This is a genomic window from Sphingomonas naphthae (genome assembly GCF_028607085.1).
GTDB classification, from domain to species: Bacteria; Pseudomonadota; Alphaproteobacteria; order Sphingomonadales; family Sphingomonadaceae; genus Sphingomonas_Q; species Sphingomonas_Q naphthae.
Genome location: NZ_CP117414.1, coordinates 16,643 through 37,028 on the forward strand (window position 1 = coordinate 16,643; position 20,386 = coordinate 37,028).

Genomic DNA, 20,386 nt, shown 5'->3' on the forward strand with positions numbered 1-20,386 from the left:
TCTCATGTGAATCGCCTCCGCAAGTGGACGATACTCGGATGCGCAATGTCGGCAAATGGGCGTTTCTGCCGGCCTCGCCCTTCTTGAAAAGGAAGGTCGAGTGGGAATCCCAAGCACAACGCCCTGAAAAGCAATGTGTTGGGTGCCGTTTTCTCGAAATCTGTTCCCAAATCGATTTTCTCGAAATGGCCTAAACGACACGAGAAAACGGGAATCCTTAGCTGACCGTTTTTGGCGACGGAACTATACCCAATTTCTAATTAGGCATCCGGTAAGGATGTCGCGCATGTCCTGACTTTCTAACGTTGCAAATGTCGCTACTTTTGCAACCACATCGCGGCAGAGCGGCCGGCTTTCATGCAGCGGAGCTAAACGGCTCGGGCCCGAATCCCCCTCCGCTACGTTAACCTAGATCGCTGCGGAGTTAGCCCGATCTATCACGTACTCATCATCGAAGACGACCCGTTCGTGGCCATGCACCTGTCGATGCTGGCTGAGGATGCGGGAGCCACATCCATCGGCACTGCCGACACCGAGGCCGAGGCTGTTCTTGCAGCTCAGGAACAGCGGCCGGATGTAATTCTGTCAGACGTTCGCCTGATTGAAGGCACCGGACCCAATGCAGTTGCGCGCATCCGTACCGATTGCGGGCCGATACCGGTCATCTTCGTCACCGGAACGCCCGAAGAATGCAAGCCGTGCCACTATGCTGCTGCGGTCCTTAGCAAGCCAGTAAACGACCGAATGCTGGTTGCCGCCTTCACGAAGATAGCTCCTTAGACGCGTACAAGGCGCGGCCTTACGTCCGCTATCTGAGTTCCAGCACGTGACCCGAACGGTCGCCCCCGTCTTCTCTCCGCCGCTCTCGCTCGTTTGAACAGTCGCTGCTATTCAGCACCTGCATGTCACAAAATCTGAAGCCGAGCTATGAGGAGTTGGAAGCCGAGCTGGCGCAGGCGAAGGAGCGCCTACGCTTGGCCGAGCTTCTTACGCAACCCTTGGGGGCAGCGAGCGACGCGCGCGCCGATCACCTGGAAGAGCGTCCCCAGCAGGCCTACCAGCGCAGTGACCAGCGGCAAAGCAGCCAGCTTGCTGAAAGAGGTGGAGCCCATCAGTCGGCCGCGGGCGTCGCCCAAGGCGAAGCACTACGTCGTGCGATTCTTGATAGCTCGACCGAATACGCGATCATCTCGCTTGATCGGGATGGCATGATCACGAGCTGGAATGAAGGCGCTGTCCAGACCATGGGCTGGACGGAAGATGAGATGCTGGGCAAACCGGCCCACGTTTTCTTCACGCCGGAGCAGATCAACGCCGGAATCCCCGAACAGGAGATGAGGGAAGCGATCGAGACCGGCCGCGGCGAGGACGAGCGATATCACCTGCGTAAGGATGGATCACGCTTCTGGGCGAATGGTTTGATGATGCCGCTGGAAGCCGATAATTTGAATATCGGCTTCGTGAAGATCCTCCGCGACCGCAGCATCCAGCATCGCGCACAGGAAGAGCTGAAGAAGGTGGCGGGCGAGCTGGCCTTTGATCGCGCTACGCTGCGCGCCGTGTTCGAGAACGCGCCGGTCGGGCTATCGCTGGCAGCCGCACCGACCGGGGAGTCCATACTCGTCAACGAGCAGATGCGGCGCCTTACCGGTCGCGACTTCTCTGCTGGCAGCATGGAACGCTACCTGGGCGCGGGTGCGATCCACGAGGACGGCACTCCCTATACGCTGGACGACTATCCGCAGGTACAGGCAATCCGGCACGGCATCGGAACGTATGCGGCGCCATTCCTGATCGAGCGGCCCGACGGTACGCGGATCAAGACCGAGGTGAGCTCCGTGCCGTTGCGTGACGCGAACGGCAGCATGACGGGTGCGGTCAGCGTCGTCGTCGATGTCCATGAGCGCGAGCAGGCGCTGGAGCAGCAGGAGATCCTGACTGGTGAGCTGGCTCACCGCATGAAGAACACCATGGCGATGGTGCAGGCGATCGTGCACCAGTCGCTACGCTCAGCCAACACGCTTGAAGAAGCACGCGAAAGCGTAACCGAGCGGTTCGAGGCGCTGGCCCGCGCTCAGGACCTGCTTACCGCCAGTAATTGGCAGGTGTCGAACCTCGATGCGGTGGTGCAGGCAGCTTTGGCACCGGTCAACGATAGCGAGCGTATCGCCATCAGCGGTGAGCCAAGCGAGGTGGGTGCCAGAGCTGCGCTGTCATTTACGCTGGTGCTGCACGAGCTCGCGACCAATGCGGTCAAATACGGAGCCCTGTCAGTTCCTGACGGGCGCGTGATGATCGACTGGCGGCGGCAGGATTGCGCCGGTGCCGAGCGCCTGATGTTTACCTGGGCAGAGCAGGGCGGCCCCCCGGTCACGATACCTACCCGCAAGGGCTTTGGCACACGGCTGATCGACAGCATGGGTCGGTCGTTCGGCGGTCGCAGCGAGTTGCATTATCCGCCAGAAGGCGTCCGCTGGCTGGTCGAGGCTGACCCTGCGCGGCTCCTGATTATCTGAGGCGCTGGAACAGCTTTGTCGCCAACCCGCTGAGTTTTCGGCGTCTCATATGTCGCGCTTTGCCGGTCCTGCCTGATCGTGGGTGATCCATGTCCACGCAATCCGTCACTCGATCTATGCGTCGCGAAGTCAATGGCTTAGCGTACGATACTAAACATCCTCTCACCGGCCCCCAAGACGATGTCGACCCGCGTGCCGATCTCTCAGTACACGCTACGATCGCGCTTTCTGATGCGACATGCTATATCGTGGTGTACATGGCGGGGTGAACATCAGATCCGCTGATCACAGAGACAATCCATGGCGAATGCCAAAGACGTAGCGGCTGTTATTCAGTCAGCGCTTGATGAGATCGGCGTAGCCGGCCAGCTTGAGATGTCGATGGACGGGCAGGAGGTCCGTAGCTCCCTTGGCTTCCCGAGTGGCGATGACCTTCATGTCGGTGTCGTCGTGGAAAACCTTCTAGAGAAACCGATCCAACCGTCGCCAGACTGACAATAATTTAAGCTGTTTGCGGTGCAGCAATGCCTGCCAATTTGGGCAGCAGGCGCCGGGAGTGCTCGCTCGACCAAGCAAGGTCACCGCCATAGCTGATGTTGTACAAAAAAAGACATCATCCTTTCCTGCTACGTCGCAATAATTTCCGAAAGGTTTGGTACCGCTTCATACTCATTGAGCTTGGCCAGTAGTTCCTGGAAAGGGTCATCGTCTGACACCGGAAACAGGCGGTGAAATCCAGTTCCGAGAACCTCTACGTCGCGCTGCGTAAGCAGCCCAACAGCTACAATTCGACCATCCGACATCGCACGTCCCCGGATCTTGCCGAAGTCTCTTAACGGGCGAGCGCCCATTAGGTGCCATGTGGCGGCTCGCAGATGCTCGCCTTCCGGTGTTGGCCTTTACGCCTGCGCGATCGAAACTATCATCGGCCGCCTAAATGAGGCCGGCCTCGAAGCCGCTATGGTGCTGGGGAGCTTCGCTTAAGCGGTTGGTGATCCAAATTGCGTGCGACATCGGCTACCTGGGCACTCTCGCATAGATAAACAGTCAGATCGGCGAGCGGCATGGGACGGCCAAAAAGGTAGCCCTGCGCTGTCGGGCACCCACAAGCGCGTAACAGGTCGCATTGCGCTTCGGTCTCAACGCCTTCCGCGATGACTTCGACCCCAAGGCTCGTTGCAAGATAGACCATCGCGTTGACGACCGCGGCATCGACACGATCCGTGCAGATGTCGCGGATGAAGCTTCGATCGATCTTCAGCCGGCTAAGCGGATAGCGCTTGAGCAGGCTGAGTGACGCAAAGCCGGTCCCGAAATCGTCAAAAGCGATCCCAACTCCCGCCTTTCGTAGCGCGCGCAGAGGCGCGAGCATGGTGTCGTCGTGCCGCAGGACGATATTCTCGGTAATCTCAAGCTCCAGCGCCTCGGGCGGCAAGCCGGTCCGCTCAAGCACCGCGGCGACGTCGATCGCCAGCCGGCCCGTGCTGAACTGAGCGCCGAACACGTTGACGCCTATTATCAGATCAGGAACCTTGCGGCGCATCTCGATAGCGTGAGCGCATGCGGTCTCCATGACCCACCGGCCAATTTCCGGCGCGAGAAGGCCGCTCTCGACCGTCGGGAGGAAATTATCAGGCGGGAGCAAACCTTGTACTGGGTGACGCCAGCGTAGCAGAGCCTCAACACCGAGAAGTGCGCCGTCAGCTATCCGAACCTGCGGCTGGTAGAATAGCTCGAACTCGTTTTCGTCGATCGCGCGGCGCAGTTCGCCTTCGAATGCCCGGCGATTGATAGCCGCGTCGCGCAGCGGCCAGATTGAAAAGTCTGGTCTCATTGCCTCGACGTTCGCCGATGTCCCGGATAATGGCACCGAAGCTTGCCTGGTCACCTTCGCGCCACATCGACAAGGAGAGTTCGATTGGAAACTCTGACCCATCCTGACGCGCGGCATCCAGTTCAACAGTCGTACCGACGAGCCGCGGCTTGCCGCCAGCCGCAACCCGCTGCAGCCCGCCACCGTGGCCACCGCGCATGCGTTCCGGCACGATGATGTCGAGGCTTTTGCCCGTCGCCTCGTCTGCGGTAAACCCGAACAGCCGCTCGCACGCAGCATTCCAGAACGTGATATCGCCGTGATGGTCGGCACAGATGATGCCGTCGGGTGATGTAGCGGCGATGTTTTCGAACCGGGTCTGGCCTATCGCCCCTGCCACCGCCAAGCGGCGCATCTCGAGTCTGTCCGTCACGATCCTGGCGAGCGCTTGAAGGTTCGTCTTGTCCTTGTCGGAAAAGCCGTTCCTCGGCCGGTTATCAATGATGCAGAGCGAGCCAATCGCGAATCCACCGGGAGAGCGCAGTGGAACGCCGGCATAGAAGCGGATATAGGGGCTGCCAGTTACGAGCGGGTTGGTGGCGAAGCGCGGATCCAGCAATGCATCAGGAATGACGAGTATGTCGGTCTGGGCGATCGCATGCGCGCAGAAAGAAACGTCCCGCGTGGTCCCGCATATATCAAGGCCGATGCGCGCCTTGAACGTCTGGGTGTCGCGTTCGACAAGCGAGACCAGTGCGATGGGGACGTCGAACAGCCGTGCTGCGAGCTTAACCATTTCGTTGAGGTCGACATCGTCGTTCTCACTGAGCAGATCATATTCCGCCAGCGCCGCTAATCGAGCGTCTTCGTTGAAGAGATGAGGAGCCGATCGCATGCTTTTCCTGACGCTAGGGTTCGTCGCTGCCGACAATAAGCCCGTACCCTCAACACCGCGTTACTGGGCATAGGTTGCGTGGAGAGCGGCTGAATTCGTTTCGGAAGAAAGCCGCTAAATTTACCGCACGTTCAATTCGCAAGCAGTCCGCGGATGCGGCTTGCCAGTGCCTCCATCGCAAACGGTTCCATCAGAATGTGCATGCCTGGGGTAAGAAGCCCGAGCCCGATGGTCCTGTCAGTCAGAGCCAGGGCAATTTGCCTGGACAGAAGGCCGCTAAAGCGGCTGCTTTCGGGCGGGTACTGTGCATGAGAGAACTGGCAGACCGAACGTTGACGAGCTTTTATGGAATGGCCAAATGGAATCGAAAGAAGAGTATCAGGGCAGGGTGGCGTCAGCGTTGCTGAAGGCGATTACCGACACGTCATTGGTCGATATTGACGGTACCACAACCGCTTACATCCGTTCGGCAGAAGTATGCGACGCGCTGATCACCGCTTTGGCGGTCATAATGGAAGGCGCTCCGCAATGCCGAACGAGAAAAGGCATGAGGGCAATGTCTGAGGCTGCCGGCCGCAATCTTCTAACGATGATGCGCGAAATGGAAAAGCTTCGTGCCGAAACTGGTGCGAGCGCATTTAACGCCAGGGTGATCTACCCAAGTTGAAATCCGTAATCCAGCATTCGGGTATGCCCGGCCTGCGCATGACGCTGTAGTACCGCAACACGATACTATCAGATCAATGCGGACTTGGAACGTTGATGCCCGCGATGCGCTCGGGATCAGCAGCCCCGCCATGCGGCAGGGCAAGCTGAAGGAGAATGAGCATGTCGACGCCTGAAGACCTGAAGGACGTGTACACGGACGAGCTAAAGGACCTGTGGTCGGCCAACGACCAGATGCAGAAGGTACTGAAAAAGATCACGTCCAAGGCTAGCGATGCGACGCTGAAGGACATGCTGAAAAATTCTCAGGACGGCATCACCAAGCATACGGAAATCCTCAAGGAACTGATCGCCGGCCAGGATGAGAAGGTCTCCAAGGAGCATTGCAAGGGCATGGAGGGTCTGGTCGCCGAGGCAACCAAGCATGTCCTCGAGGAAGGACCCGATAAGGGACCAGTACTCGATACGCTTATCATCGCCCAGTACCAGCGCATGACCCATTACGGCATCGCCGGCTTCGGTACCGCTGCTGCCTATGCTAAAGCGCTGGGACTAAAGGACGACAACAAGAAGCTGCGCGAGGCCACCAAGGAAATTTACGGTGGCGACGAGTTCATGACGAAGCTCGCTGAGACCGCGGTTAACGCGAAGGCCGACAAGGCAGCATAAGGCACGACGCGGCTCGCCTGCTCCCAGGCGAGCCGCATGTTCGTTTTCCTCAGGAGACATCGTAATGAAGAAGCGTACAGCACTTGCACTTGCTACCGGTATGTCACTGGCTTGCGCAGGCCAGGCACCTGCCAGCACGAAACCCTGCCGGGACAAGGCCGGCAAGATCATTCAGTGCCCCAAAGTCCGCAAGGCATCACCCCGGTGCAAGGACGAGCGCGGTAAATTCGCGCCCTGCGCTCCGAAGAATGCTGCGGGCGCACCCACCCATTGATACTCGTTCCGTCGTGTTTCAAACCTCATTCGACCCTGATTGCGATGCGCACGGAACGGAGTGCTTCGGCAGGCACTTAGCTGTATCGATCAGGCTATGTCGGCAGGCCATTCTGCCAACCTGATAGTGCTACCTGTTTGAGCGCTTGAAGGGACGGGCAATGATTTCCGATGCTGACGAGGTCCGCGTTCCTCTGGTCGAGGAACGGGTTCAGGTCGAAAAGGTCGAGGTCGAGACCGATCGCGTCCGTGTCCGGACCGTCGTCGACGAGCATTTTGAAACTATCGAGCAGGTCCTGCAAACCGGCCGACTTGATGTGCGCAATATCCCGCTCGATCAGGAAGTAGCGGAGGCACCCGCGCCCCGGCAGGATGGCGATACCCTGATCGTATCGATTGTGGAGGAGCGCCTCGTGAAGCGCCTGTTCCTCGTCGAAGAAGTCCACATCACGCAATCGTCGCATGCCGAGGCCGTCAGTGTCCCGGTGTCGCTGCGCCGCATGCGCGCAGTCGTCGAGCAAGACGCTGCAGACTCATTACCAACAGGAAGAGAATAATGGCAGATCCCAAGGACACCCGCGGCGCTCCGCCGCGCGAAATGCATATCGGCAAAAAGAAGGGCACCAACTGGCTGGCCTGGATTGCGCTGCTCGCCGGCATCCTTGCCTTGCTCTTCGCTCTCAGCCGCTGCGGTCGCGATGATGCATCTGCAGTCACGACGGTGGCCTCAACCAACACGACCGATGTTGTTGCTACGACACCGAACGCTGGATCGGCAACGGCTCTGGCCGGCACGTCCGGTCTGGGCGGCTACCTTGCCGGTACCGAGGCGGCGCCGCGAACCTTCCAGTTCGAGAAGCTGACCTTCGACACTGCCAAAAGCACGCTGCGCCCTGACGATGCCGAGGAAGTCGGCACGATCGCCGCGGTCCTAAAGCAGTACGGCAACACCCACGTACGCATAGCCGGCTACGCCGATGCCCGCGGGTCCGATGCCGCCAATGCAGCACTCGGCAAGGCACGGGCTGACGCTGTCAAAGCGGGCCTGGTCGCTCAGGGCATTGCCGCTGATCGCATCGAGACCGTCTCAGGCGGCGAAAGCGATCCTGTCGGCACGAACGCTACCGCTTCAGGCCAAGCCGAAAACCGTCGCACCGAGCTCGTCGTAACGTCGCGCTGATCTTTACCGAACCTACCAGGAGAGACTATCATGACCCGTACCATCACCGCTCTGTTCGATCACCGTGCCGATGCCGAAGCTGCCGAGCAGCGCCTGCAGGCTGCCAATATCGATGCCGACCATATCCGCATCCAAGACAAGTCCAGCACCGGCTACAACGAGACGGGCCATTCCACGCATGACGAGCCGGGCCTGTGGGGCTCGATCAAGAACGCGTTTCTCCCCGACGAGGATCGTCACACGTACGAGGAAGGCGTTCGCCGCGGCGGTGTGCTTCTGACCGTCGACGTCGATGAAGACCATGTCGATGACGCTGTGCGTGTTCTCGAAGAGGCAGAGACGGTCGATATCGACGATCGCTCGCAGCAGTGGCGTTCGTCCGGCTGGACAGGCTCGCCGGCAGTCGGTGCGATGAGCGCTGGGTATACCGATAAGGACCGTCCCGACACAGCCTCGGCGACCGCAACTGGCGCCGTAGGTAACCGTGACGAGGAAGTGATCCCGGTTGTTGAAGAGCAGCTGGTCGTCGGCAAGCGTGAAGTGGACCGCGGCGGTGTTCGCGTTCGCTCCTACGTTACCGAGACGCCCGTCCACGAGCAGATCCGTCTGCGCAACGAGCGCGTCAACGTCGAGCGCCGTCCGGTCGACCGCGAAGTCTCCGAGACCGATGCGTTCCGCGAGCGCACGATCGATATGACCGCGACGGGCGAGGAGGCCGTGGTCGGCAAGACCGCGCATGTGGTCGAGGAAGTGGTGGTCTCCAAGACCGCCGACGAGCGCGTCGAGCAGATCGACGATACCGTTCGTCGCACCGACGTTGAGGTCGATCGCGACGCAGGCAGCGAGGCGGCGCGGGGCTCGACGTTCGGCACTCGTACCGACCGCTAAGTATGGAAGGGGCCTCGCGCGCATCAGTACAGCACGCGAGGCCCAACCATTTGGCGTTGCCAACGACAAGGTAGGAACAATCATGCAAGATCCGACGACCAGCGGTGTGCCCGGCGGTACGACCGCATTGGCGCTATCTTCCGACGACAGACAGGACGCGAATGCATCAGCTCCTGCCAGCGTTGAGACAAGTGAGGCAGCTCCTACCGCTACCGCTTCATCGCTTGCCAATCAGGCCAAGCAGACGTTGGTGAGCAAGCTGGACGACCAGAAGGGGACGGCTGCCAATTTCGTCGAGCAGTTGGCGCAGACGGTTCAAAAGTCTGGCGAGCAGTTCGAAGGTCAACAGGACTGGATTGCCAGCGCCATCGGCCGCGGCGCAGCCGAGTTGAATACCCTGGCAGGCTCGCTGCGCGACAAGGATCTGGGCGAACTCACTCGTGAAGTTCAGTCCTTTGCCAGGCGGCAGCCAGCGCTCTTTATCGGTGCTACGCTCGTCGCCGGGTTTGCCGTTGCCCGGCTCGGCAAGATCGTAGCCAGCGACGTGTCGCGCGAAGACCTGCCGACGGTGCCGGAGGTTGGACATGACCAACACTGAACCACGCCCAGCTCCTAGCCTCGGAGATATCGCCGGGGGCCTGGCTGGCGATGTGCAGGATCTGGTACGCGGCGAGCTCGCACTCGCTCGTGCCGAGTTCGATCAAAAGTTGCATGGCCTCCTGGGTGGCGCGGTCTCACTGGTTGGCGGAGCTCTGGTTGCATTTGCTGGCCTAGTTGTACTGTTGGAAGGCGGTGCAGCAGTGCTTGCTAGGTGGATACCGGCCTGGGCTGCACTGCTCATCGTCGGACTTGTGATTGTCCTGGTCGGCGGATTGATCGCACGCGCGGGGCTGACCCGGCTGTCGCTGAAGAACCTCACCCCCGATCGCACGACTGCGAACCTCAAAAAGGACGGTCGTATCCTCAAGGAGCATCTCTAATGGCTGACGACACGAACGACACCGATCAGATCGAACAGGATCTGGCCCAGACCCGTGCACGTATGGATCGTCGCCTCGATCAGCTTGGCGACCGGCTCGCGCCCAACCAGCTGGTGAACGACGCACTTGCGCATGTAACGGGCGGCGACGGCGCCGACTTTGCCCAAACCCTGATCGCCAAGGCCAAGGCAAACCCGGTCCCTGCGGCTTTGGCCGGGATCGGCATTGCATGGCTGATGGCGTCCAGTCAGCACAAACAGGCAAAGGCCGGCAACGATCTGTCGAGCCGGTTACGTGCTGCCGAGGCAAACGTCATACAGCTTCACGACGAGCATACGGATGTGCATGCCAGCCGGCTTGACGACGCTCGCGGACAGGTCCTCGGCGTTGCACGAAGCGCCTCGGATACGAGCGCTTCCTATGCCCAGCGCATCAAGGATGCCGTGGCCTCTGCGGGCGACAGCTTAGTAGAGACATCCCACGACCTGCAAAACAGCACTAGCTCGACGGTGAACCGTGTTGCCGGCTGGATCCGCGGTAAGGGGCAGGGGGGTGGCCACGCGGGATCGCCGATCAGTAATCCTGTCGTACTCGGCACGACAGCAGCTTTGGTTGGGCTTGTCGCAGGCGCGCTGATCCCGGTCAGCGACGAGGAGGAACGAGCGCTGGACAGTTTTGCTGGCACTCTGAAAGCCAAGGGACGCGACCTTGCCCAGGATGTCGTCAATCGCGGTGCGCAGGTGGCCGGAGATACGTTGGATGCCGTCAAAGACAGCGCCCAGACCCATGGCCTGACCGCCGACAAGCCGATCGGCGACCTCCTCGGCGAACTCAAAAGCGGCGAGCTTCTGAGCCACGCCAAGCAGGCTGCGCAAGAGGTGGCCGATACGAGCAAGCAAAGCGTGCAGTCGCAAATGTCCGGGCAAGAAAAAAGCCTGCGATAAGCGTCAACGCAATACGGCATTGAAATGCGACCGCACGTCATATGACGTGTAGTCGCATTTGATCAAAGCATCAGGCAAGCTTCCCGCACTTCTCTTTGCCCGGCCCAAACAGGAGCAAGAGATGCCCGGACACGGAATAAACCTGTCGGCATCGTCGCGATACCATTTTTCTGCTAATCGTGGTGATGGTAGTCGTGGTCATATGGTTGCGCTCGTACGACAACGACCATAGCAGTGGGAGCAAGGTCAAGGGCATGGCTGACGAGGCGCTTGGTAACGTCAAGCAGGCAGCCGGCAGCCTTTTCGGGAACGAGAGCCTGAAGCGCGACGGTATCGAACAGGAGCGTCGTGGCGAAGCGAGCAGGGGAAGCTCCTATTCCCCCACGTTCTTAATCAAAGAATGCGCGCTTTCCTGCGGCACAGTCTCATTCCACCGGGAAGACCCGTCATGATCGCCGCTTCCGGGTTGCCCGACCCCTACATTCTTATACTCACCGGCTTTGGCCTGCTTACCGCATTGGTCGTCTGGCTGCCTCTGGCACTTCGTAAGCTGCCACTGTCTTTACCGATCGTGTGCATTGCGCTTGGCGCTGCGCTGTTTTCGCTTCCGCAAATCACGTTAAAGCCACTGCCGCTTCTCTACCCCGAGATTACCGAACGCTTCACCGAGTTCGTCGTCATCATTGCGTTGATGGGTGCTGGTTTAAAGATCGACCGGGTGTTCCGATGGCGGGACTGGACGGTCACCTGGCGGCTCCTTGCCATTACGATGCCACTTGGCATTCTGGCCATCGCTGCGGTCACGGCATGGGGAATGGGCCTGCCATGGGCGATCGCGCTTCTCCTTGCCGCCAGCTTGGCACCGACGGATCCCGTTCTTGCAGCCGACATCCAAGTCGGACCACCCAAGAGCGAGGATGAAGACGAGGTACGCTTCGGACTTACGTCAGAGGCTGGGTTGAACGATGGTTTTGCCTTTCCGTTCGTCCATCTCGCCATCATGCTGGCAGCCGTTGCCGGGAGCCGGCAGCCGTGGCTGAGTGAGTGGCTGACGTACCGGGTCTTATGGGAGATTGGCGCAGGCGTGGGCGCCGGCTGGCTGATCGGCCGCGCCTTCGGCTGGCTGACCTTTCACGTTCTAGCACAGACCAAGCTTGCACAGACCGGTGACGGCCTGATCGCGCTGGCGGCAACCTGCATCTCCTACGGGATTACCGAGATCATCCACTGCTATGGCTTTCTTGCTGTGTTCGTCACGGCGCTGACATTTCGGGGGACGCACCGAACTCATGATTTCCATCACGACATGCACGACGTCACTGAGCAGATCGAACGGCTGGCGATGATGGTGTTACTCCTCCTGTTTGGCGGAGCGCTGGTCAGTGGGCTGCTGGCATCGGTCTCGCGAACAGATGTGTTTATCGCACTTGTGATCCTTCTGGTCATCCGCCCGATCACTGGGCTCATCGGTCTGGCCGGCCACCGGGCGGATCGCTCGGAGAAGCTGACGCTAGCGTTCTTCGGCATCCGCGGTGTCGGGTCGATCTATTATTTGGCCTATGGCCTCAACCATATCCACGTTCAAGCAGCCGAACGGCTTTGGGGACTGGTCGGGCTAGTCGTACTGTTCTCGATCGTTCTGCACGGGCTCACCGTGACGCCAATCATGCGTCTCCTCGACCGCCAACATGGCCGCGACCCCGACAAGGATGAGCCGCCAGCTGTCGGTGCCTGACGCCTTCGCGTACAACCCGGCAGCAGTAGTTTTATAACGAGAAGGCGTTTGGGAACGTCCGAGCACCCTACTGGTTCGCTTGGTCAGCAAAGGGGATCCCGTATGGTCGACACTACCAAAAGCGAACTGAGTGGTCACGACGCTGTCAGCCCTTGGGCAATACCAGCGAAAGGCTGGAAGGACATCGCCCTGCGCGCGTGGAAGGAGGGGGGGCAGGACAATATCAGCCTAGTCGCGTCCGGCGTAGCCTTCTGCGGTGTGCTTGCCATGGTACCTATGCTCGGCGCGGTAGTGTTGAGCTACGGTCTGGTCGCTACGCCCGAGACGGTCATGAAGAACGTCCAATCGCTGACATCGGTCATGCCGACGGATGCTGCCAAGCTGATCGGCGAGCAACTGGCCAACGTTGTCACGACATCGGACGGCAAGAAGGGGTTCGGGCTGCTGCTCGCGCTTGGCATCGCGTTGTACGGCGCGATGAAAGGCGCAACCGCGCTAATTACCTCGCTGAATATCGCGTATGACGAAGAGGAAACGCGGAGCTTTGTTCGCCTGAACCTCATCGCGTTAGCCATCACCGCTGGGGCAGTTCTCATCGCCATCGTTGCTATTATCGCGATCGCGGCAATGGGCAGTCTGGATACGCTGTTCCCCGCGGCCCCTGCCATCGTTCTCACAGCAGGCAAAATCGTTTCCTACGGGATCATGGCTGGCATGGGAGCCGCAGCAGCGGCGACGCTCTACCGCTACGCGCCCAATCGCGATGAGGCGAAGTGGACGTGGCTGACGCCTGGATCGGTGCTGACGACCGTGTTGTGGCTGGTCGTTACCCTTGGCTTTGGGTTCTACGTGGCAAACTTCGGCAGCTACGACGCGACCTACGGCTCGTTGGGAGCCGCGATCGTGTTGCTGACCTGGCTCTACTTGTCCGCCTACATTCTACTGCTCGGCGCCGAGTTCAATTGCGAACTGGAGAGACAGACCACGCAAGATACGACCAGGGGGCCTACTAAATCGCTCGGCGATCGCGGAGCGTACGCAGCCAATACGGTAGCTTCCGGCCCGGAGATAGCGCCGCAGGAGGGACCAGCACCGCAGTCGTCAAGTGGAGACAAGGCGGTATCACGAGCCGCACCGTCTACGCCTTCACCTTTGCGCGAGTATGCTGCCGGCCGCATGGTCGTGCGTGCAGCACGCGTAACCGGCCTTGGCAAAACTGGCATGGTGCCGTCCGTCATCGTTACTGGCGGGCTTGTTCTCCTGCTACGCCGTGACAAGGCAATCATAGGGGCAGGGCTCCTTGCCATTGGGGGAGGGCTTAGCTGGCTTTCCGAACGACCCACGAATTCCCGTACAACCGAACTGCCCGATTGAGATGCTCCAGGTGGCAAATGCCTGCCGATCGAATGACCTAGACCAATCGGGGGGCACCGGACCTATGAGTGCCGGCATCTGTTGGTACCCGTCACAACAAGGAAGCTGCCATGAATCTCAATGACCTCCTCCCAGATGGTGGCATCGATGCACTCGCCGCCCAATTAGGCATACCGCGTGAGCAAGCTCAGCGCGGCGCAGAGGCGCTGCTACCGTCGGTTCTGGGCGGCATGGGAAATAACGCGACGCAGTTAGACGCCCATGTGAACACGCTTGGCGGCCCAGACCTTGCTTCAAACGTGTTGGGCAACGAGCCGACGCAGATCGATCGCGGTAATCAGATCCTCGGCGGTATCTTCGGGTCGAAGGACGGCAGTCGTGAGGTCGCCGACAACGCGGCGCAGAACAGCGGCCTCACGCCCGACCTTCTGAAGCAGATGCTGCCGATCCTGGTCATGCTGGTGGCGGGCCATCTGACAAGCCGCTCGGGCGGGCAGCAAGGTGGCCTTGGCGGGATCCTTGGATCTGTACTCGGCAGCCTGGGTGGCGCTGGAGTCGCAGGCGCTGCGCCCGGGGGCGGTCTTGGCGGCGGACTGGGGGGCATTCTTGGTTCGGTCTTTGGCGAGCGACGATAGAGCCGTCTGGACATAAGACCGTCCTGCTCGATCAAACCGGTGGATTTGAGGTCCACGAACATCTCGTCGCCATGTGGCTACGGCACGGCGATACCATCGACGGCATGACTGGGGATCGCATGTGATGCGGAGACGAGGAAACAAGCGAGCCGGTCCTGTGGCAATTGTCATCTTCGTGATGATCGTGGTACTCGTCGTGACGATCTGCTGGCTCGCCGCGCGTGGCTTTCAGAAAGAGCCGAACGGACCACCGCGTGGTAGTCAGACGCTGCCAGCTCAGGCAGCGCAGGGGACCCTAGATGCGACGCCTCCGAACGCTAGTCCAGATCGCTAAATTAAGGACGGTTAAGCCAGCAATCTAAGGCCGGAGGAGGCCGCATAAGGTGCGGTCCCCTCCGGATCAGGCGCGTTAGTTGCGCAAGTTATCTGGAACGATACCGCCGTTATCAGCGAGCTTCTGCATCACAGCCTTGTGAAGGGCGATGTTCTGCTCGGCCGAGCCGTCGGCTGCAACATGGACATTCAGTTCACTGGCGAGTTCCTTGCGGGCTGTCAAACTGGAATCCAGGTCCAGCAGCTTCAGAAGATCGACGATCGAGCTCTGGTAGTTGCCCCCGCCATCTTTCATCGATGCCATCTCGCTGAGGACCGCACCGACATCTACGGACTGCTGAGCCGCTGCGGGGGCGGGTTGGGCGGTAGCGGTCGGCGCGGCCTGCGGCGCCGCTTGGGGCGCAGCGGCAGGAGCCTGAGCCGGCGCAGCGGCTGGCGCGGCTTTGTGGTGGAAAACCTTGTTCATGATCGTACTGAAGATGCTCATAACCGTGTCCCGATAAGGCCGGCAGCTGTGCCGGCAGACGGCTAGAACGAACTCGCTTCAGGATCGGTCCGGAGTTCGTTGCTCGTGCGGAACGGTCATCAGGAAGCACGCGTTGAGCAGACAGCAGCAATAGGCGAGCAGATGGAGAGTATGATGAACTTCAAAACCCTGGCACTCGTATCGGTAGCGGCCCTGTCATTGGCCGCGTGCGGCAAGAAGGCCGACGATACGACTGCCGTTGATAACGGCGCTTATGCCAACACCACTGCTATGGACGTGAACGCGGCCGGTGCCAACGACGCCATGGCAGCCCCCGCCTCAGGTGGACAGGCCTTCGTCAACATGGCGGCTGCAAGCGATGCGTTCGAGATCGAGACCTCGAAGCTGGCCGTAACTAACGGCGCATCTGCTGCGGTGAAGAAGTTCGCTGGCCAGATGATCACCGCACATGAGGGGTCGACTGCAAAGCTGAAGGCACTGACGGCAACGCTGTCGCCAGCGCTGACGCCCAACCCGGCGCTGAGTGCTGAGCAGCAGCAGAAGCTTGCCGATCTGAAGACCAAGCAAGGCACTGATTTCGACACCGCTTACGCGGCTGCCCAGGTCGCCGGGCATCAGCAGACGCTCGATACGCTCAAGGGATATGCTGCAACCGGCGACGTGCCCCAGCTGAAGACGTTCGCGTCGGGTCTGGCACCCACGGTCGCAGCGCATCTCAACATGGCGAAAGCGCTCAAGTCCTGAGGTAGCGTCCCAGACGATGAAGTATGAAGCCGAGAGTGACGCCAAGTGTGCCTCTCGGCTTTGCCCGTCCTGACGTCAGGACGGATACAACGAAAAATGCTTCGTGCCGGGTCTCGACGTGACCGATACGCGAGCCCCGGCAGGAAGGTTTCCGCATGAGCAGCCCCGACAATATCGCCGGCTACAAGGATGTCGTGACCGGTAGCCGCGAAGCGCCCGCGGACAATCCAGGTGCGGCTCAGATCCGCTCGGCCTCGGCGCCGGAACTCAAGACGCTGGCCGGCGTGGCCGTTGGCACGCTCGTCATCGCCGCCCTGTATTTCGGTCAGGAGGTGCTCATCCCGATCACCCTGGCGGTGATGCTCTCCTTCGTTCTCTCACCGGTTGTCAACCTGCTGCAGCGTCTGCGTCTTTGGCGTGCACCTGCCGTGATCTTGACCGTCATCGCGGCTCTGGGTGTCTTGGGCCTGTTCGGCGCGCTCATCGGTAGTCAGGCGGCATCACTGACTGTGAACGCACCGCAATATGCCCGCACCATCGAAGCCAAGGTCCAAGGGGTTCAGGGGTTTGCGGTCGCACGCCTAGCCTCGATCACCAAGGAACTGGGGGGCTCGCGACCAACTACCCGGCCTCGTGCCGCGCCGGCAACGCTGGCAACACCGCCGGCTGTGACAGCGTCCGACCAGCGCCGCCCTATTCCAGTGGAAGTCGTTCAAGGCAGCACGTCGCCGTTTGCGATAGCGCGTACGGTTCTCGAACCCATCCTGGGCCCGCTGGAAACAACGGTCATCGTTCTTATCGTGGCAATCTTCGTGCTGATGCAGAAGGAGGATCTGCGCGATCGCTTTATCCGAGTGTTCGGATCGAGCGACCTGCACCGCACGACGCGTGCTATCGATGACGCGGGTCAGCGCCTCAGCAAATATTTCCTTTCCCAGCTGGCTGTGAACACGTGCTTCGGCGTCGTTATAGGCCTTGGTCTATGGCTGATCGGCATACCATCGCCGGCCATGTGGGGCGTGATGGCGGGTCTGCTGCGCTTCGTACCCTATATCGGGCCGTTCCTGGCAGCAGTGGCTCCTGCGGCGCTCGGTGCGGCCGTGGATCCAGGCTGGGGCATGGCGCTGGAAGTCGTAGCTCTCTTCGTGATCATCGAGCCGCTCACAGGTTATGTGGTCGAACCACTGCTCTACGGCCACTCGACAGGCCTTTCGCCTGTATCCGTGATTGTATCAGCGATCTTCTGGACGTGGCTTTGGGGTCCGATCGGGCTGATCATGTCCACCCCGCTGACACTATGTCTGGTGGTCATGGGGCGTCACGTTAAGAGCCTGGAGTTCTTCGACGTACTGTTGGGCGACAGACCGGCGCTGACGCCTATCGAAAGCTTCTACCAGCGCATTCTGGCTCGGAACCCGGACGAGGCTTTGGCACAGGCTGAGATGCTTCTCGCCGACCGGTCTCTCACCGAATACTATGATGGGGTCGTGCTCGAAGGACTGAAGCTGGCAGTCGAAGACGAGGCGCGCGGGACAATCGACCGCGCTGGTGCGGCGCAGATGACCAAATCGATGATGTCCGTGATCGAGGACTTACAGCCAACGTCAGGGGCAGCACCGTCTGACACCATGGCAAAGGCTCAAACGGTCGCGTGCGTTGCGGGGCACGGTCCATTCGATGACGCGGTAACTGCTATGCTCACGCAGTTGCTGGGTCAGCAAGGGGTGCAGGCGAAGCGTATCCCCAATACCGCAGTGTCCCGAGATGCGGTGCAGACGTTGGATCTAAACGGGATCGATGTGATTGCCATTTCTTATCTGGAGGTGACTGGTTCGCCAGCCCAGCTGCGTTACCTAGTCCGACGCTTGCGTGCCCGAGCGCCGAACGCTCGCATTGTCGTCGGCCTATGGCCGCAGGGGGAGGCTTCCCTCAGCGATGCTGGGATCCAACAGGCCTTGGGTGCGGACAGGTACGTGAGTTCGCTACACGACGCGGTGCAGGACATTGTCACTTAGGAGACGTAAGCGAAACTGCAGTACCTGAACCCAAATCAATGCGTGATATCGAAATTGGGAACTGCCCTTAGCGTTTGTAATATTTCATCTTGTGTATTGTCTTAAGAATACACCTGCCCGGCCTTCCCGACGATTTTCACGCTGAATTGTTGAAGCCGGTGCTCGAACGACTTGCCGCCTGGCGCTCGGATGCAATCGCTACGGAGCGCCTGTCTAGGCTGCAATGTGACATAGTGCGTCACCGTCCTGCTTCGCCTTCATGCAGGCCAGCTCGTGGATCAATATTCTAAGCGGAAAGAGGCGGGCGTGCCGATCGACTCAGCAAGTGACCTGTCGAGCATTGCCACCTCCCCTCGCTAACGGACTAATGTCGCGAAAGTTCTAAGTTTCGCGACAGCAAGAACGTGCGTTCGTTCGCCTCGTACCATCGTGTTGCATAAGTCGGTTGCTAAAGCCTGCGGTTTCGATGCATAATCGCGACATGCTGATTGGCTATGCCCGCGTTTCGACCGACGACCAGGATCTGCGGCTGCAACGCGCCGCTCTGAAGGACGCCGGCTGTTGCCGTATCTTCGAGGAAAAGGTGTCCGGTGCGAAGCGCGACCGGCCCGAGCTGGCCAAGATGATCGAGCAGCTGCGTGACGATGACACGGTGGCGGTGACACGGCTCGATCGGCTCGCGCGATCAACCAGAGACCTTCTCGACATAGCCGAGAAGCTGAAGGAAGCGGGGGCAGGTCTGCGATCGCTGGCAGAGCCGTGGGCGGACACGACTTCACCTGCCGGCCGCATGGTGCTGACGGTGTTCGCCGGCATTGCCGAGTTCGAGCGCGAACTGATCCACCAGCGCACGAGCAGCGGGCGGGTAGCAGCGAAGGCAAGGGGGGTCCGCTTCGGCCGACCACCCAAGCTGACCGCCGATCAGATCGCGCTCGGCAAGCGCTTGGTAGGGGAGGGCACATCCGTCCGCGAAACGGCCAAACTGCTCAAATGCCACCACGCCACTCTCTACCGTACACTGTCCGGCTCTCCATAGATGTGGGCCATCCAACATTGTTGCATGAACCGGAAGCACTACATGTCCGGACACAAATCAAGGCAAGGAAGGGCTTTATGGGCGACCGCATCGAGCTGAGTCAGAACGACGATCACGTTGGCGGCCGGTTCAAATGGGAACGTGAACCTTCCTGCTGTTCGCAGCTCAAGGCTGCTGTCGATGAGGACAAGTTCATCTTCGTTAGCAATTTCGTCGATGGGGAGAACGGCCCGAACAGCTTTTACATGATGCCTGTCGATGCGGATGGATACCTCGCACGAAGCAAGGGCGTCCAGATTTCGCATTGCCCGTGGTGTGGAACTGCGATCGATGCACGAAAGCACTATCCCGCAAAAACAAAACGCCGCTAGGTCAATCGTCGCTGTCTGCGCCGTCTTTCCGTTCGACTGACGCTGCACCGCCCAAGGCGTTATACCGCCGATCGGCGAGCCATTGCAGGCGTTTTGCCTGGATCAGCATGACCCGCCGCAATCCGCCTTGGACCTTTCGCTCGGCGATGACCTGAGCGAGCCGGGCGATAATAAGTGCACGGCGAGCGATCCTGAAGTCCGGATGTGATCGGATCGCATGCACCTCGTCGGATACGATGCAGTCCCTGAACGACAACGGAAAGTCCATCTCGATCTTGGCGGGCGGTGGGTCCTTCTCGTTCAAAACCGCTCGGAAGTGGCTTCTCTCGATCGCCCGATCATACACTTTCCGCTCCAGCGCATTGAGCTGATCGACCGCCGCCTCCCATGTCGGCCAACGCGGATCGGTACGGCTGCGTGGCTTCGAAACGTCCTGCAACGCCGGCAACGGCCAGACCTCGATCTCGTACACCTCAAAGGGGTCGAGAACGGACATGGCGACGGCATCGGTGCGCTGATTGGTCAGGTGACGCCGAATGCGAGTGCGAAGCTGCTCGTTGGTCTGCCCGACATAGATCGGTTCGCCATCGTAATCGAAGAAAGCATAGACGCCCCACTTGAAGTTGCCCACCTTCGACGCGACGGCCGCTCCTTCGGCGGTGAACGCGTTATCGAGATAACGCGCCAGATTCTTTCGCAAATCCTCCGTTTCAAAGGGAGGAAAATTGATCTCATCTGGATTCCGACCGTCCATGCGTACCCCACGTTTCGCTGACACATAGCCGGGCGGGAAGACGGGCGCGAGTGCGTTCGATCTTGCAAAACCACAGAA

22 protein-coding genes are annotated in these 20,386 nt (G+C 60.1%); 18 read left to right on the top strand and 4 right to left on the bottom strand.

Annotated features, from left to right (window positions below):
• Positions 1–474: 474 nt before the first annotated feature.
• Positions 475–780: a response regulator gene (locus PQ455_RS20670; protein ID WP_273692286.1), complete on the top strand. Its 306-nt coding sequence runs from the start codon at positions 475–477 to the stop codon at positions 778–780.
• A gap of 122 nt (positions 781–902) precedes the next feature.
• Positions 903–2,516, top strand: a complete 1,614-nt coding sequence (locus PQ455_RS20675; RefSeq protein ID WP_273692273.1) for a sensor histidine kinase — start codon at positions 903–905, stop codon at positions 2,514–2,516.
• 958 nt (positions 2,517–3,474) lie between these two features.
• Here the strand turns inward: PQ455_RS20675 and PQ455_RS20680 are convergent.
• On the bottom strand, positions 3,475–4,332 hold the full coding sequence (locus PQ455_RS20680) for a putative bifunctional diguanylate cyclase/phosphodiesterase (RefSeq protein ID WP_273692288.1): 858 nt from the start codon (positions 4,330–4,332) through the stop codon (positions 3,475–3,477).
• Entirely contained in the window at positions 4,217–5,224 is a 1,008-nt protein-coding gene (locus PQ455_RS20685) for a PAS domain S-box protein (protein ID WP_273692275.1), read from the bottom strand. Before PQ455_RS20685 ends, PQ455_RS20680 begins: the two co-directional genes overlap by 116 nt.
• Positions 5,225–5,582: 358 nt before the next feature.
• Here PQ455_RS20685 and PQ455_RS20690 point away from each other — a divergent pair, with 358 nt between their 5' ends.
• The 12 genes from PQ455_RS20690 (at position 5,583) to PQ455_RS20745 (ending at position 14,568) form a co-directional block, all read left to right on the top strand.
• Positions 5,583–5,891: a hypothetical protein gene (locus tag PQ455_RS20690; protein ID WP_273692277.1), complete on the top strand. Its 309-nt coding sequence runs from the start codon at positions 5,583–5,585 to the stop codon at positions 5,889–5,891.
• 161 nt (positions 5,892–6,052) lie between these two features.
• The gene (locus PQ455_RS20695; RefSeq protein WP_273692279.1) at positions 6,053–6,559 is read left to right on the top strand and encodes a YciE/YciF ferroxidase family protein; all 507 of its coding nucleotides are present in this window, start codon (positions 6,053–6,055) and stop codon (positions 6,557–6,559) included.
• Positions 6,560–6,993: 434 nt separating this feature from the next.
• Complete coding sequence (locus tag PQ455_RS20700; protein WP_273692281.1) at positions 6,994–7,389, top strand: DUF2382 domain-containing protein; 396 nt, start codon at positions 6,994–6,996, stop codon at positions 7,387–7,389.
• Positions 7,389–8,012 (top strand): OmpA family protein, encoded by a 624-nt coding sequence (locus PQ455_RS20705; RefSeq protein ID WP_273692282.1) that lies wholly within the window; start codon positions 7,389–7,391, stop codon positions 8,010–8,012. The genes PQ455_RS20700 and PQ455_RS20705 overlap by 1 nt, the downstream gene beginning before the upstream one ends.
• Before the next feature lie 30 nt (positions 8,013–8,042).
• On the top strand, positions 8,043–8,900 hold the full coding sequence (locus tag PQ455_RS20710; protein ID WP_273692284.1) for a YsnF/AvaK domain-containing protein: 858 nt from the start codon (positions 8,043–8,045) through the stop codon (positions 8,898–8,900).
• A gap of 250 nt (positions 8,901–9,150) precedes the next feature.
• Positions 9,151–9,498, top strand: coding sequence for a hypothetical protein (locus PQ455_RS20715; RefSeq protein ID WP_273692196.1), 348 nt, complete (start codon positions 9,151–9,153; stop codon positions 9,496–9,498).
• A complete protein-coding gene (locus PQ455_RS20720; protein WP_273692198.1) occupies positions 9,485–9,880 on the top strand; it encodes a phage holin family protein in 396 nt (131 codons plus the stop codon). Before PQ455_RS20715 ends, PQ455_RS20720 begins: the two co-directional genes overlap by 14 nt.
• Positions 9,880–10,824: a DUF3618 domain-containing protein gene (locus PQ455_RS20725; RefSeq protein ID WP_273692200.1), complete on the top strand. Its 945-nt coding sequence runs from the start codon at positions 9,880–9,882 to the stop codon at positions 10,822–10,824. The genes PQ455_RS20720 and PQ455_RS20725 overlap by 1 nt, the downstream gene beginning before the upstream one ends.
• A gap of 254 nt (positions 10,825–11,078) precedes the next feature.
• Positions 11,079–11,276 (top strand): CsbD family protein, encoded by a 198-nt coding sequence (locus PQ455_RS20730; protein ID WP_273692201.1) that lies wholly within the window; start codon positions 11,079–11,081, stop codon positions 11,274–11,276.
• Positions 11,273–12,559, top strand: a complete 1,287-nt coding sequence (locus tag PQ455_RS20735) for a cation:proton antiporter (protein ID WP_273692203.1) — start codon at positions 11,273–11,275, stop codon at positions 12,557–12,559. The genes PQ455_RS20730 and PQ455_RS20735 overlap by 4 nt, the downstream gene beginning before the upstream one ends.
• A 102-nt stretch (positions 12,560–12,661) precedes the next feature.
• The gene (locus PQ455_RS20740) at positions 12,662–13,933 is read left to right on the top strand and encodes a YihY/virulence factor BrkB family protein (protein WP_273692206.1); all 1,272 of its coding nucleotides are present in this window, start codon (positions 12,662–12,664) and stop codon (positions 13,931–13,933) included.
• 110 nt (positions 13,934–14,043) lie between these two features.
• On the top strand, positions 14,044–14,568 hold the full coding sequence (locus PQ455_RS20745) for a DUF937 domain-containing protein (protein ID WP_273692207.1): 525 nt from the start codon (positions 14,044–14,046) through the stop codon (positions 14,566–14,568).
• A 409-nt stretch (positions 14,569–14,977) separates the two neighbouring features.
• Here the strand turns inward: PQ455_RS20745 and PQ455_RS20750 are convergent, their stop codons facing one another.
• On the bottom strand, positions 14,978–15,388 hold the full coding sequence (locus PQ455_RS20750; RefSeq protein ID WP_273692209.1) for a DUF3597 family protein: 411 nt from the start codon (positions 15,386–15,388) through the stop codon (positions 14,978–14,980).
• A 153-nt stretch (positions 15,389–15,541) separates the two neighbouring features.
• Between PQ455_RS20750 and PQ455_RS20755 the strand changes: the two genes are divergently transcribed.
• The 4 genes from PQ455_RS20755 to PQ455_RS20775 all read left to right on the top strand — a co-directional run bounded on the left by PQ455_RS20755 (position 15,542) and on the right by PQ455_RS20775 (position 19,554).
• Positions 15,542–16,132, top strand: coding sequence for a DUF4142 domain-containing protein (locus tag PQ455_RS20755; RefSeq protein ID WP_273692211.1), 591 nt, complete (start codon positions 15,542–15,544; stop codon positions 16,130–16,132).
• Between the two features lie 155 nt (positions 16,133–16,287).
• Positions 16,288–18,147, top strand: coding sequence for an AI-2E family transporter (locus PQ455_RS20760; RefSeq protein WP_273692213.1), 1,860 nt, complete (start codon positions 16,288–16,290; stop codon positions 18,145–18,147).
• A 481-nt stretch (positions 18,148–18,628) separates the two neighbouring features.
• Positions 18,629–19,183 carry a recombinase family protein gene (locus PQ455_RS20770; protein WP_273692215.1) on the top strand — a complete coding sequence of 185 codons (555 nt, stop codon included), beginning with the start codon at positions 18,629–18,631 and terminating at the stop codon, positions 19,181–19,183.
• Positions 19,184–19,260: 77 nt separating this feature from the next.
• Complete coding sequence (locus tag PQ455_RS20775; protein ID WP_273692217.1) at positions 19,261–19,554, top strand: hypothetical protein; 294 nt, start codon at positions 19,261–19,263, stop codon at positions 19,552–19,554.
• 1 nt (position 19,555) lies between these two features.
• Here PQ455_RS20775 and PQ455_RS20780 read toward each other — a convergent pair whose 3' ends face one another.
• Positions 19,556–20,308, bottom strand: coding sequence for a GIY-YIG nuclease family protein (locus tag PQ455_RS20780; protein WP_273692218.1), 753 nt, complete (start codon positions 20,306–20,308; stop codon positions 19,556–19,558).
• Positions 20,309–20,386 lie beyond the last annotated feature (78 nt).